13 protein-coding genes are annotated in these 12,427 nt (G+C 70.5%); 7 read left to right on the forward strand and 6 right to left on the reverse strand.

Features of this window, described 5'->3' with window-relative positions; all coding sequences use genetic code 11:
* Positions 1-646: hypothetical protein (locus ABZ098_RS36380; RefSeq protein ID WP_356598030.1), on the reverse strand; the 646-nt coding region annotated here is incomplete at its 3' end.
* Between the two features lie 345 nt (positions 647-991).
* Here ABZ098_RS36380 and ABZ098_RS36385 point away from each other — a divergent pair.
* The 3 genes from ABZ098_RS36385 (at position 992) to ABZ098_RS36395 (ending at position 3,517) form a co-directional block, all read left to right on the forward strand.
* Positions 992-1,825 (forward strand): hypothetical protein, encoded by an 834-nt coding sequence (locus tag ABZ098_RS36385; RefSeq protein ID WP_356598031.1) that lies wholly within the window; start codon positions 992-994, stop codon positions 1,823-1,825.
* 124 nt (positions 1,826-1,949) lie between these two features.
* The gene (locus ABZ098_RS36390; RefSeq protein ID WP_356598032.1) at positions 1,950-2,723 is read left to right on the forward strand and encodes a hypothetical protein; all 774 of its coding nucleotides are present in this window, start codon (positions 1,950-1,952) and stop codon (positions 2,721-2,723) included.
* On the forward strand, positions 2,720-3,517 hold the full coding sequence (locus tag ABZ098_RS36395) for a hypothetical protein (protein ID WP_356598033.1): 798 nt from the start codon (positions 2,720-2,722) through the stop codon (positions 3,515-3,517). The genes ABZ098_RS36390 and ABZ098_RS36395 overlap by 4 nt, the downstream gene beginning before the upstream one ends.
* A 399-nt stretch (positions 3,518-3,916) precedes the next feature.
* Here ABZ098_RS36395 and ABZ098_RS36400 read toward each other — a convergent pair whose 3' ends face one another.
* The 3 genes from ABZ098_RS36400 to ABZ098_RS36410 all read right to left on the reverse strand — a co-directional run bounded on the left by ABZ098_RS36400 (position 3,917) and on the right by ABZ098_RS36410 (position 7,766).
* Positions 3,917-4,045: a hypothetical protein gene (locus tag ABZ098_RS36400; RefSeq protein ID WP_356598034.1), complete on the reverse strand. Its 129-nt coding sequence runs from the start codon at positions 4,043-4,045 to the stop codon at positions 3,917-3,919.
* Between the two features lie 620 nt (positions 4,046-4,665).
* A complete protein-coding gene (locus tag ABZ098_RS36405) occupies positions 4,666-6,762 on the reverse strand; it encodes a CHAT domain-containing protein (protein WP_356598035.1) in 2,097 nt (698 codons plus the stop codon).
* Positions 6,759-7,766, reverse strand: a complete 1,008-nt coding sequence (locus ABZ098_RS36410) for a tetratricopeptide repeat protein (RefSeq protein WP_356598036.1) — start codon at positions 7,764-7,766, stop codon at positions 6,759-6,761. The genes ABZ098_RS36405 and ABZ098_RS36410 overlap by 4 nt, the downstream gene beginning before the upstream one ends.
* 98 nt (positions 7,767-7,864) lie before the next feature.
* Between ABZ098_RS36410 and ABZ098_RS36415 the strand changes: the two genes are divergently transcribed.
* Complete coding sequence (locus ABZ098_RS36415) at positions 7,865-8,149, forward strand: hypothetical protein (protein WP_356598037.1); 285 nt, start codon at positions 7,865-7,867, stop codon at positions 8,147-8,149.
* A 3-nt stretch (positions 8,150-8,152) separates the two neighbouring features.
* A complete protein-coding gene (locus ABZ098_RS36420; RefSeq protein WP_356598038.1) occupies positions 8,153-9,034 on the forward strand; it encodes a hypothetical protein in 882 nt (293 codons plus the stop codon).
* 379 nt (positions 9,035-9,413) lie between these two features.
* On the opposite strand, the gene ABZ098_RS36425 is transcribed toward ABZ098_RS36420, so the two are convergent.
* Complete coding sequence (locus ABZ098_RS36425; RefSeq protein ID WP_356598039.1) at positions 9,414-9,848, reverse strand: hypothetical protein; 435 nt, start codon at positions 9,846-9,848, stop codon at positions 9,414-9,416.
* Between the two features lie 101 nt (positions 9,849-9,949).
* Positions 9,950-11,587 carry an integrase gene (locus ABZ098_RS36430; protein ID WP_356598040.1) on the reverse strand — a complete coding sequence of 546 codons (1,638 nt, stop codon included), beginning with the start codon at positions 11,585-11,587 and terminating at the stop codon, positions 9,950-9,952.
* A 164-nt stretch (positions 11,588-11,751) separates the two neighbouring features.
* Here ABZ098_RS36430 and ABZ098_RS36435 point away from each other — a divergent pair, with 164 nt between their 5' ends.
* Together ABZ098_RS36435 and ABZ098_RS36440 are read left to right on the forward strand one after the other, a co-directional pair.
* Entirely contained in the window at positions 11,752-12,051 is a 300-nt protein-coding gene (locus tag ABZ098_RS36435; RefSeq protein WP_356598041.1) for a hypothetical protein, read from the forward strand.
* Positions 12,048-12,419 carry a fic family toxin-antitoxin system, toxin component gene (locus ABZ098_RS36440; protein ID WP_356598042.1) on the forward strand — a complete coding sequence of 124 codons (372 nt, stop codon included), beginning with the start codon at positions 12,048-12,050 and terminating at the stop codon, positions 12,417-12,419. The genes ABZ098_RS36435 and ABZ098_RS36440 overlap by 4 nt, the downstream gene beginning before the upstream one ends.
* Positions 12,420-12,427 lie beyond the last annotated feature (8 nt).

Raw genomic sequence — 12,427 nt, forward strand, 5'->3', positions numbered from 1 at the left:
CGAAGAGGGAATCGAGCAGAGCCTTGCTGACGCGCTCATAGGTGCCGTTTGCGGTGGCAGCCTTGATGAGGAGGTCTGCTTCCGCGCTGCCTTCGAGACGGTCCACGTCACGGCCAGTGTCTGTTTTGAAGCTGTACGCCCAATCCTCGGTCATGGAGACCAGGGCGTCGCCGCTGCAGTCCGGGAGGTGGCTGGAACAGTGGAGGAAGGCCCAGCCGGGCTGGTCGTTCCGGCAGGCGGGTGTCTGGCACAGCTCCCTGGCCATGTCTTGCGTGAGGATGAGCTGGAAGCGGCGGTTGCCGCAGACGACGACTGCCTCTTCCAGAGGACTCATGGACTCCAGCGTGAGGCGTGCGGAGCGTCCCTCTTGTGCTAGTGAGCCGGCGAGTTCCAGAACGGTGCCGTAAGGGACGGCACCGCCGAGCAGACGGGAGTGGAACACTTCTGGCGCGAGTTCGGAGTCGTAGCCCCAGTCGATGGCCGCCGGGGCAACGGTGGCGCACTCGGTCAGCAGCTGGGAGAGCAGGAAGCCGTTTGGCTCCCGCTCGGTCGCGGCAGGCATCTCGCGGGCGGCCTGGGTGTAGCGGCGGCCGGTTTGAATCTGCGTCTCGCGGATCGCGGCCTTGCGCTTCTTGTCCCTCGTCATGACAGTCCTTCCGCAGCATGCCCACGCCCATGCCGCAGCAGGAGTCATCAGGTTCAAGGAGAGATGCCGCGCGAGTCGGAGACCCTTGTCCGCTTGCCGGGCGCGTGGGTGCGGTTCCGGCCGGGAATCTGACATGGCCTGGCATGCGCGTGATGCCGCACCATCGGCGGCAGCGTAGCGCATACGAGGCGCGAAGGAGCGGCCAACGCCCGGGTGCGTCGGTCTCGGAGGCGTCGGTCGGGAAAGGGGGCTTGCACCCTCCCCTCGAAGGTGTATTATTGATTTTAAGTATCAAGCGGCAACCTGATACCTCGCCAACCTACTCGCCTCCCTCAAGGGGATCGCATGAGCATCGGAACGGTCAGCATCCAACAGTCCAACCCGGTCGCACCCCCTGCCGTCGGAGACCTGATCTTCGTCTACGGCGGTCCTGGCCTGGTCACCCGCCTCGAAGGATGGGCCCTCAGCCGCCTGGAGATGTGGTTCGGTGACGGCCCCGAGGCCACCCGCCAGCGCATGGTCGCCGTCTACCGCAACGCTGATGGGGCGCTCGACATCGCCCGCTACGTCTCGCCGCTGACGGCGGTGGAGCAGGCCTGGCATCTCGTCAACCCTGCCGGCGACATCGTCAACGGAGGCCCCCGCCGCGGTGCGGACGGCGAGTTGCTGCCGTCCCAGAGCCGCGAGGAACTGGAAGCGGTCCGCGACTCCGGCAAGTACACGTCGCACGTCGGCTCCGTCGCCGTCTACGGCGTCCCCAGCACCGCGCAGCGCTCGCCGTCCGCCGATGCCGACTGGGTGCACGAGGTCCCCACGGAGGCAGCGTTCCGCGCGGCCCGGGGTGGAATGTACTGCTGGTACGAGCCGGACGCCGCCCCCGCCGACCAGCCCGCCACCAGCGAGCCCGCCGCGAAGAAGTCCAAGTCCGCCCGCCGCGCGGGCGACAGCGTGTACGAGCAGACCCTCGCGGCCGGCAGGAAGGCCAGCGCCCGGCACGCCGACGACCCGCAGCTGATGGCGCTCTTCTGCGCGGACACCCTGCAGCACGTCGCCGGTGCCGTCTCGCCTCAGCTGGTCTGGGAGGGCGCGCAGCGCAGCGGCCTGTCCACCCGCGACCTCGTGCGCCTGTGCGACACGGACGCCCTGGCGGTCTCGGACCTTCAGTGGACGACCGGCTGACGCGTCACGCGGCCGCCAGGTCACCCCGGGCAAAGCCCAGCTCAGCAGCGCACTTCCAGGCACGAGACGAATCGCCCCGGCCGTCCGGCCGGGGCGTCCCCCACGCTTCTGCGAGGCGATTGCGATGACCACCCAGACCACCCCTTCGACCACGCCCGTCCGGTCCAGCCGCGCGGACCGTCCCACGCCCCTGATCCTCGGGCGGACGCGGCGCACCGGCAGCTCGGAGTACTGCCTGCCGTCCTGGTACGACGAGCACCACACCCGCCAGTTCGCGACCGAGTTCCTGAGCCGCTCCGAGATCGAGACGACGATCCGCCGCTACCTGGAGGTCAAGCGGGACAGCGAGCCCTTGCGGCACGTCCCGGGCACCGAGCTGACCCGCGAGCAGTGGCAGTCCATGTGGGACGCGGACGACGAACTGAACATCCTCCACCGGCGGCTCGACCGTGCCTGCGCTCTCCTCTACCTCCCGGACGGCTACCGGCCCGAGCACCTGGACCACCTGGCCGAGGCCTACCGGGCGGGCAAGATCCTTCCCGGTCCGCGCCAGCCCGTCCCTATGCCCGGCGCGCTGCCCGTCGAGCACCACAACAGCCTGGGCGCCTCCCTCAAGCCCCTGAAGCGGATCCGGGAAGGCGAGCGCGTCGAGGCCACGGTGACGATCGCGGCGGTGCGTCGGTTCGCCGGACACGTACGTCTGCTGCTGGAGAGCCACGACGGCGAGACAGCACACGCCCGGGTGTCCGCCAGCCGCTTCACCGCGGCCGAGGAGGCACTCGGACGCTCGCTCAAGGTCGGCGACCAGGTCCTGGTGCGCGGATACGTCGAGCAGGAGCCCGCCCTGCTCGACGGCATCAAGAGCGTCGACGTCGGTTCGATCCGGGCCGAAGCATGAACCGGACCCTCTCCCTGCTGTCCTCCGCCATGGCGGACCCCACGCGCACGGCGGAGGACGGCCGGGCCACCCGCGTCCTCAGGATGGTGGGGGAGGGGATGGCGCCGCTGCGCCGGTGGCGGGATGCCGACCGCAGGCGCCGTGCCGAGATCCGGACCTGGAAGCAGGCGCGCGCGTTCGAGGAGCTCGCGGTCCTGACGGCCCGCTGGCTGCGCGGACATCTCTCCTGGCACCCCAACGGGCATCGCGGCGGCCCGGATTCGGAGACCGTGCCCTTGGTGGAGGCCCTCGCGGCCGCCAATGAGGCGGGGTTCCTCACCGATGGCTCTCAGCCGGGCGAACTTGCCACGTTCCATGAACTGCCGTGGCGACAGAGGGCGTTCGTCTCCGGATTCGTCGCGGACCCGGCGCTGGCCCGGGCCCTGTGCGCGCGGGCCGCCGAGGCCGGTCTGGTCGTACGGGCGTACCGGCCGGGAAGCCGGGTCGACGAGAACGGGGAACGCAACGCGGTCGACGTCACGACGTGGGGTGCCCGGGTCAACACCGGGATGGGGAACTGGGTGCCGCCGCGTGCGGTGCGCCGGATCCTGCCCGGTTGCGACCGCCGGGCCGTGCGCGAGGTCGCCCGGGCCTGGCAGGTCACGCTCATCGACCCCGTTTGGGGGCGCAACACGGTTCTGTGGCCCGCCCTCGGCGAGGTCCTCGGCTCCCGGCACACGGATGCGCCAAGTCGGCGCCCGAATCGGCCAGCCTCAAGAAGAGCGACGGAGCCTCAGACAACCACCAACGGATGAAGTCAGGGCACGGAACGCCATCAGCGAGACGATTCCCGAGCGCTGTGAGCAGATCCAGAGACTCGGAGCCGTGGTTGGCTCACGGACTCAGAGCGCAGTCAGAAGGTAGCGAGAGCGTACGGAGAACGTAGCGAGAACGTAGTCCGGCGACGATCGCGGATGTTGGCAATGAATCAGAGGTCGTGAGAGATTAGATTGCCGTCGAGTCAGCGTGAAGTCGAGGTAACTCAGCTCGATGAGTTTCTTGTTCTCGGCTCGGATGAGGCGAGATGCACGAAGGGCCTAGCTCCGGCTGGCACCAGAACTAGGCCTTCACGCAGTTGACGAGCCCGGTCGAGTAGATGCCGACCGGGCTCGCTGCATGCAGCCGCCGGTCCGACCGGGTCCTCGGGCGGGCACTCAGAAGTACTGAGAGAACTGTCCCACCAGGGCGATGGCCGCCACCCCGAAGCTCAGCCCCGACAGGATGACCTGCCACTTCTCTGGGCCGGTCCACTTCTTCCTGCCGTGCTTGTCCAGGCCGGACACCGCACCACCTCACCTTTCTCTCCCTCCGGGACCCGCGGTTCGGACCCCGGTGGTCCTGTGAACTCGCGTCCCCCAACGCGGAGTTCAAGGGAGTGTCTGGTGAAGCGCCATTCATACTACTGGGGCACTTGGCAGTAGACGTGCATCCAAGTGCACGTGCACCGTAGTTGACGTCGGCCTGCGGCAGATTTGCCCTCTATCACACCGAGTTCGCCTAGCGCGCAGGAGGGCAGAGTCCGAAAGCTCCGTCCTGCGATATGCGTTGCAATTCCCCAGGCCCGCGTACGCACACCGGTCCGAAGCCGGCACGACGGCAGCCCAGCCCACGGCCCAGTCCCCAGACTTTTGGGCGAACAAGCGGTGCGCGGGCAGCCTGGTGGCGTCGAACGCATCCCAGGCGGGGTGGTGGTCTCGAAGGCGGCGTCGCCGTGTCTCTGCCGAGCTGATAGATGGCCAGCACCTGATCGGCGTGCCCGGGGAGCATCACGGCGATCCGCTCAGCGGCCCGCCGAGCATCTCCAGCATGAGGCCGTGCGCGGTGAGGTGGCCGACTTCCGAGCTCCAGCCTCAGCTCCCGCAGTCCGGGCCGTCCCCACGGTTCCTCCCGGTCTCCTGGACACTCAGTCCATGGTTGGGGTGACCTCGTTCATCGGCGTGCGGGAGGCGACGAAGGTGGTGGTCCAGTCTCCGTACTGGCAGAAGGGTGCCCAATGGTGGGGATGAGGGGTAGCGGTACGGGCGGCTAGCGTGGCTGCGCGGAGGGCGGCGGCGAGCGGGAGGCCATCGGAGAGCGCGGTGTAGAGGGAGGTCATCAGGTCGGAGGTGGACCGGTCGTCGACCGTCCAGAGGGAGGCGATCACGCTGGGGACGCCGGCGGTCATGAAGGCGCGGACCAATCCGTCCAGCTCGCCACCAGGGGCGAGGTCGGCCAGTCCGGTCTGGCAGCCGCTCAGGGTGATCAGGCGCGCCCGGGCACGCTGGCCGGTGAGTTCGGCAACCGTGACGCGGCCCGGACGGCGGGGATCGCCCGGGTCGGCGAGCACCAGCGCCGATTCGCGCGGCCGTTGCGGGTCGAACCAGGCGTGGCAGGCCAGATGGACGACGTCGTGGGTGGCGAGCGAGTCCCGGAACGCCGTGGTCGTCGCGGCGGGCCCCACCGCGAGGTCGGCGCCCAGGAGGGCGGCGATCCGCTGGGCCTCACGCTCGCCGTACGGGAGCGCGAGCTCGTCGTCGTCCGGATGCGGATCACCGATGATCATCGAGGTGCCCAGTGCCGCGGCGGGGGCGTCGAGCAGCCGGTTCAGGATCGCTGTGCTGGGGGCGTAGGAGATCCCGACCCGCTCCAGTAGCGGACGTTCGCGGCCCAGCATCGCGAACGGCAGATGGCTCAGCACCCCGTAGGGGACGATCACCAGATGGTCGAGGCCGTCGAGCTCGGCATCGAAGGGCTCGATCAGCCAGTGGTGCAGCTGGCGGGAGAGCAGGTCGACGGCGGATCCCAGCGTCTCCAGACGGTCGCGGAGCTGGACGACCTTCCTTCTCAGGACGGCCGCGCCGACCGGCAGGCAGGCCATCTTCAGCGAGCCGCCCGCCTCCAGCGTGCAGTAGAGGCGCGTCCGGCTGACGAAGTACTGCAGGACCCCCGTCCGATCGTCCCGGCGGCCAGGCGCGGCGAGCTCGGACGCCGGGCCGAGCACGATCTGTTCCTTCTCTTCCAGGGCCGCGAGCACGCGTGCGTTCCGGCGGGCGCCGCCCAGGTAGCTCCGCTTGTACACGGCGTCGGTGACGGCGCGTGAGGCGCGGGCGCGGCTGCCGGGCGGAGCTACCGGGGGGTCGGGCCGCACACCCATGCGCGACAGGAAGACCCGGGCGCGGGCGCGTTCACTCAGCCGCCACGCCATCCCCACCGACCCGACGTCGAAGGCCTGGTCGATGGCGTCCTGGAAGAGCTCCTCCTGGTCGGCGCGCACCGCCGCGCGCAGCTCGTCGTCGCGGAACTCGGTCTGCGGGGACTCGTGCCACCACAGCGCCTCGAGCAGATGGTTCAACGCCACGGCCGGGCTCTCGCCGAGCCGGGCGAACTCTACGTGGGACAGCATCATCGCCTCGGCGTCACCCAGGGACCGCGCCCGGGCGAGCGCCTCGCCGAGTTCGGCCTCGGCGAGGGACCGCTCGCCCAGCTTGCGGGCCACCCGGCCGCGGTGAAGGTGCACGAGGTGCTCAACGCCGCCGAAGAACTCCTGCGCCACGAGGGCGTCTGGGGAGGGGGACGCCGTCGGGACTGTTGCCTGACGCCCGGCGCTGAGGGTCGCGTTCAGCAGGTATTCGGCGCGCAGGAGCTCGCCGCGCCGTTCGGCCAGGCGCGCCGTGGCGACGTTGCGGTGGACCAGGGTCCTGAACCTCGCGAGCGAGGACAGGCCGACGATGGATGCCGAGACCTGAAGGCAGAGTGCCTCTGCCCTGTTGAACTCCCCGAGACGCTCGTAGGCGTCCGCGAGGATCATCCGCAGTTCCGCCTCGTGGGCGCCGGTGTCCCTGCGCAGGCCCTCCTCCGCGGCGGCCACTGCCGACGGGAACCGGCCCGTGCGGATCCTGGCACGGGCCAGATCACGCAGCGCCGCCGGCGCCTCGGGGCCGCCCCCGGCGACTGCGGCTTCGGCAAGGCGCAGGGCGTCCTCGAGGCGTCCCGCCCGGAGCGCCTCCTCGAAGCCGCTCATGGCGCGTGGAACGCCGCGTAGGCGCCGGAGTAGTCGTACAACCGGTACCGGTCGCCGCCCGGGGCGACGACGTCGGCCATGTTGCCGACGGGGGTGATCTCGTAGAAGCCGTCGTCCCCGCTGGAAACGGAGTAGGTCGCCGAACCGGAGCCCCGCGCGGCGTTGGTCTGCATCTTCATCACCGGGCCCCGGGGCACGTGCTGCGGATCGATCTCCGCCACCAGGAGGTGGCAGAGCCTGTCGACGTCCCGCATCCTGCCCGCCTCCGCCACGTCAATGGCCAGAACGGGCATGAACGCCTGCGCGCACGGCACGATCTCGCGCCGCTGGCCGAGCCCAGCCAGGTAGTCGGAGTGCCGGTCGAGATGGAAGGCGACCGTCGCGGCGTACTCCTCGCAGACCGCGCGGCTCGCCGTGCCCGGCTCCAGGCCGGAGGCGAGGACGGCCAGCAGTTCGCGGGCCTCCTCCAGCGCGCCCTCCCCGACGGCTTCCAGAGCGGCCTTCAGCGTCCTCGGCTCGTCCAGGTCGGGGGAGCGCAGCCAGTGGCCGACGGTGGCGCCGAGTCCTTCGACGTTCTGGGGGAGCGGCTGGTCGCCGTAGAGGTCCAGGACGCGGTTGGCCGCCGCGAACGCCGCGAGAGGCTCGTCGATGTCCAGGTAGGCGACGGCGAGATTCACCAGAGCGTCCGTGTAGTAGGGCAGGAGCGCGATGGCCTGCTCCAGGGAGCGGCGGGCCTCGGCGGGCCGGCCGCGGCGCAGCAGCGCAACTCCGAGGTCGTAGTGGTGCAGCGGGTTGTCCGGCTCTAAGTCGAGGGCCGTCTCGAAGTACTCGGCCGCCAGCTCAGACTCGCCGTTGTCGCTGGCGTAGGCACCGATGTCGGAGTAGAGGCCTGCGTCCTGGTCGAGCTCCTCCAGGAGGGCCCGCGCGTCGGCGAGGACGGTGGCCGGATCCGCTCCTGACTCGATGAGGCTCACCAGATGTCGTCGGGCGAACTGCAGATCCATTTACTACTCCACAAGGTTGGCCTTACTGTACGAAAGTGCCTGACCCGAGGTCCAGCATTCGCCGTCTTTGCCAGCTTTTCGAGGACTTGCACGCCCGCGTGCACACGGCGTCCGACCGGGCGGCGCTGGACGCGCTCGTCGCGTCGGCGGCGAGCGGCGCCGACGTGGACGCGGGCCTGACGACGCTGATCGAGTCGGTCGGGTTGCCGGAGCCGCGCCGTCGCCGGGTGATCACCGGGGTCTTCGGGATCGACGGCGGCCACACCGACGCCGACCTTTACGTGTGCCCGGCCGGCCTGTGCTCGCGGACGTGGCTGAACGTCCCTGGCAAGGACGGCCCGCCCCGATGCGCGATCGCCGGCACTCCGCTCATCGAGGCGTGACCGGTGGAGTCCTTCCTCTCTGGGTTCGGCAGCAAGATCGCGGAGAAGTGGCTGACGGTGCTGGTCCTTCCCGGGCTGCTGTTCGCCGGCGCGACGCTGATCGCGTGGGCGCTGCCGCAGGACCACGCCCTGGACCTCGGCGTCCTGGCCGACAGAACCACCGCCGCGAACGCCTGGCTCGACAAGGGCGGCGCGAGTGTGGTGCTCCTGGCGGTCGCGCTGACGATGCTGTGGGCGTCGGCCGCGGCGCTGGCCGCCCGCGGCGGCGGCTTCCTGGTCCACCGGATGTGGCTGCGCCGATGGACGGGTCCGGTCTCCCGCCACCTCGTCCAGCGCCGCCAAGACGACTGGACCGCCGCCGACGACGCCCTCGCCGACCTGTTCGCCGACGACGAGACCGACCTGCCCGCCCGGAGGAACGAGCTCGCCGCCGTCCGCAACGGCATCGCCCTGGCCTTTCCGGCCAGGCCCACCTGGACGGCCGATCGCGCCCGGAGTGTGGACGTGCGCATCTGGCACGCCTACGGTCTCGATCTCGCGTCCGTCTGGCCCCGCCTGTGGCTGGTCGTCCCCGAGGAGACGCGCGCCGAGATCCGTGCCGCCCGCGATTCTTTCGGCCAGGCTGGCGACCTCCTGGGCTGGAGCCTGCTCTACCTCGCCGTGACGCCCTTCTGGTGGCCCTCGGCCGTAGTCGGCATGGCGACGGCCCTGACCGGCTGGTACCGAACCCGGGCTTCCCTGGCGACCTACGCAGACCTCGTCGAGGCCACCGTCGACCTCAGGGCCAGGGCGCTGGCCGTCGAGCTGGCACTCCTACCGCCCGACGACCCGTTCACCCGCGAGACAGGCCTGCGCATCACCCGGCTCCTGCGCAAGGGGACCTGACCGGGCCCTGAAGAAGGGTCTGCGGCAGATGGACCCTTAATCACACCGAGTTCGTCTGGTGCCCAGGAGGGCAGAGTCCGAAAGCTCCGTCCCGCGATATGCGTTGCGCTTCCCCCAGGAGTCGCGCAGCTGTAGGCCGTTCCCCCGCCCGCCGTGCCCAGCCTCCGAGATAGGCGGTCAGGACGCGGCGTTGCTGTTCCTCGCGGGCGAGCTGTTCGGCAGGGTTCTCGCGGTCGACGTACAGGTCGACGGCGGCGAGGACCAGGCGCTCCACTTCACGGGCGGTCAGTGTCGAAGCCGTAGCGGCGGGCGAAGGCCGGCCAACGCGGATCGTGCCGCTTGCCCTCGGTCGCGGGCAAGGCTTGCGGGCCGTATCGGATCAGGGGGTCGCTGCGGCGACAGCCGCGCGGAACTCCTGCGTCATCAGGGCGACTGACCCCCGCTGGACAGGCGTCTCGCCCGGCTCGCTCCACACCTTCGCCAGCGCGGCGCTCATGCGCTCGTTCATCGCCGCGTCGACCACCGCCCGAAACTCCTCGGGGACCTCACGAGTGTCCTGAATGGCGACCATGGTGCCGAAGCGGGTGCCGATCCACCCGATGGTGGTGACCTTCCAGTCGAGCTGACGGGCTGCCTTGCGCATCGCAGCCCTGATCAGCTCGACTCCGCCGAGCCCGATGGCTTCCTCGTCGTCCAGGTTCACCTGGTAGGAGCCGCCGTAGCCGCCGGCGCCGTCGGGACAGGCGCGGCGCAGCAGCGGGACCAGTGCCTCAGCCATGGCGAGGCAGCGCGGGTCCTTCGCGTAGGAAGCCATCCGTGCATCGTAGAGCCGCCCAGGCAACACGGGCCGCCGTTTCGGGGGCGCTCACTCGAAGCGGGCCGCGGCGAACGCGTGGCACCTCGCGTGCCCGGTGGTCAGACTGGTTCCAGGAGGTCGACCACGGAGAGCCCGGTCTCGCCGTTGACGAGCTTGAGCGCGACTTCGGCACGGGCCGCAAGGTCGAGCGGGTCGAGGCCTTCGGCGTACGCGGCGTGCACGATGCGGTCCAGGCCCGCGCCGACCAGTGGGGCGGCGGTGCGCAGCGACGCCTCCAGCGCCACGCCCTGGGTGGCACCGCCGTGCAGGACGATGTTCCGCGTGCGGTACAGGCGGCGCAGCGCGATCCGGAATGCGCCTGCGACGTCGCACAACACCGGGCGGGGGTTCTGCACCAGGTCGGCCATGCGCTGGGCTGCGGGCCGGTCACTGTATTTGGTGGAGGCCCCGGTGAAGTCCAGAGCTGAGGCACCGCCCGAGTGCAGTGCACCGGCTGCCAGGCGGGCGCGCTCTTGGTTCGTGGTGCAGGCGGCGATGTTCCGGGCGAGATCATCCTTAATACGGGGTTTGTGGTGGTGTGCGAGGGCGGTGAGCTCGGCGCGGGGCCACGAGCAGGCGATGATGGCGGCCATCCGGTCGGCCGCCACGGCTTTACCGGACCGCTCGTTCTCCCCCTTGGGGTCGTCCGGATGCGTCAGCAGCGACTCGACGGCGGCCCAGGCGCCGGCGACGGCCGGAGCCATGGGGCCGCGGTTGACCGCGGCCGCGAGCTCCAGGGCGTCGTCGATCCGGCTGCGGGTACCGGCGACCTGGTAGAGGTGCCCCTCGTTGACCAGGGTCAGGACGTCGGCGCCCCGCGCCGGGGGATCGAGCGGGATGGGCTGCGGGTGTCCGGCGACCCAGATGTGGGGGAGGGGCTCCACGCCTCCGCGGTCCCGGCGCAGGAACTGGGAGCGGGCGGTCATCCGCTCGACCATCTGCCGTGCCTGCTCGGCGGCGCTGAACGGGTCCAGCGCCGTGAACCGGTAGACGAACCCGCCGCCGGGCCGGACACCGGAAGTGGCGTGGCCGTGTTCGCGCAACCAGGCGATGACCTTGCCCTTGTCGTACCAGTGCTCCAGCGGCTCGGCGAGCTCTCGCCGGGGCACCCTCTCCAGCGCCACCAGAACCTCGTACGGCTGGGCCGGGGTCCGAGCGAGGCCGGCGGCACTGTCCGCTATATCCGCCGTGGTGGCACGCGCGTCGTAGAGGCCTTTCGCCCAGGCCTTGAGGTGGCTGGCGCTGTAGCCCAGGTCAAGGAGGTGGGAGGCCACCGTGCGGGAGAACCGCTCCGGCTTGACCCGCTCGTCGACGGGAACGTTGACCGCTACCGCCCACCGCTCCAGATAGCCGACCCGGACGTGTCCGATGATCTCCTTGAGGCGGCGGCGCTCAGGGCTGGGATCCGGCAGCGGGTTCTTCAGCAGGCTGGTGAGTTCCCGGCGCAGGTCCCGGTCGCCGAGCCCCCGGTCGGGGCCGATCAGCGCGTTCAGCTCGTTGCGCTGCCAGTCGCACGCGGCCGGCGTCAGCACGCCGTGGGTCTGCCAGTAGCCGGCCTCCCACAGTTCCTCGAGGGCCAGCACCGAACCTATGTCCCACAGGCGGCGCGCCCACGGTGTGCCCTCGTCGGTGAAGAGGTCGGACATCCGGGCCAGCACATGCCGGGCGTACGGATCGGATGAAGGAGGTGTAGCCACCGCAGAACCCTAGCCGAGCGGATCGCGCACGCCGCGTGAGTCGACGATCACGTGGTACGCTCCTTGCAGACTTAAAGGGGCACCCGCCGTCCAACGGCCGCTGCCCCTTTCTTCTTGCCCGAACACCCTCGGAGAGGCCCGGGCCCGCTGGTACCGTCGCTCGTATGGACCAGCACGGACCCCAGGTTCCGCCCTTCGCGCCGGAGGAGTACGCGCGCGTCGAGGCGGCCGCCCACCTCGCCGGCAAGTCCCCCGAGGACTTCGTCCGCGACGCGGCGCTCAAGGCCGCCGACGACCCGTTCCTCAAGGCCCTCGGCAAGACCCGCGACCGCGTTCCGCAGCTCGCCGAGGCCTTCGCCGCGCAGGACACCCAGGCCGCCGACACCGGCGATGCCTGGCCTGACCCCGCCCCCATGGGCAGCCGCGACCTGCGCGAGATTCAGCAGCACGGTCACGCCGCGTGACGCGATTCCTCACGGCACAAGAGCTTCTGCAGATCGCACAGACCCTCCCGGGCGACCCGGCCTGTCTCGACCTGGGGGTGCTGGACGCCGTCTGCGCCCGGGTCCAGGCCCACTACATGGGCCGCGACGTGTACGCCAGCGACTGGCTCAAGGCCGCGGCCATGCTGGAGACCATCGCGCTGCACGAACCACTGGAGGCGAAGAACGAGTTCTTCGCCTGGCTCGTCGCCGAGACGTTCCTCAACACCAACGGCGTCACACTGGACTACGAACCGGAGGAAGCCCTCGCGCTCGTCATGCGCACCAAGCACAAGGGCGCACGCGTGCAGGAGATCGCCGCGCAGCTGCGCGCCTGGTCCACCGGTTAAGGCCGGCC

The organism is Streptomyces sp. NPDC006335 (assembly GCF_040612795.1).
Taxonomy (GTDB): Bacteria; Actinomycetota; Actinomycetes; order Streptomycetales; family Streptomycetaceae; genus Streptomyces.

Bases quoted from the DNA above. Each gene is read 5' to 3' on its own strand.
- ABZ098_RS36395 (WP_356598033.1), top strand. From the start codon at position 2,720: ATGAACCGGACCCTCTCCCTGCTGTCCTCCGCCATGGCGGACCCCACG.
- ABZ098_RS36405 (WP_356598035.1), bottom strand. From the start codon at position 6,762: ATGAGCGGCTTCGAGGAGGCGCTCCGGGCGGGACGCCTCGAGGACGCC.
- ABZ098_RS36425 (WP_356598039.1), bottom strand. From the start codon at position 9,848: ATGGCTTCCTACGCGAAGGACCCGCGCTGCCTCGCCATGGCTGAGGCA.
- ABZ098_RS36410 (WP_356598036.1), bottom strand. From the start codon at position 7,766: ATGGATCTGCAGTTCGCCCGACGACATCTGGTGAGCCTCATCGAGTCA.
- ABZ098_RS36385 (WP_356598031.1), top strand. From the start codon at position 992: ATGAGCATCGGAACGGTCAGCATCCAACAGTCCAACCCGGTCGCACCC.
- ABZ098_RS36435 (WP_356598041.1), top strand. From the start codon at position 11,752: ATGGACCAGCACGGACCCCAGGTTCCGCCCTTCGCGCCGGAGGAGTAC.
- ABZ098_RS36390 (WP_356598032.1), top strand. From the start codon at position 1,950: ATGACCACCCAGACCACCCCTTCGACCACGCCCGTCCGGTCCAGCCGC.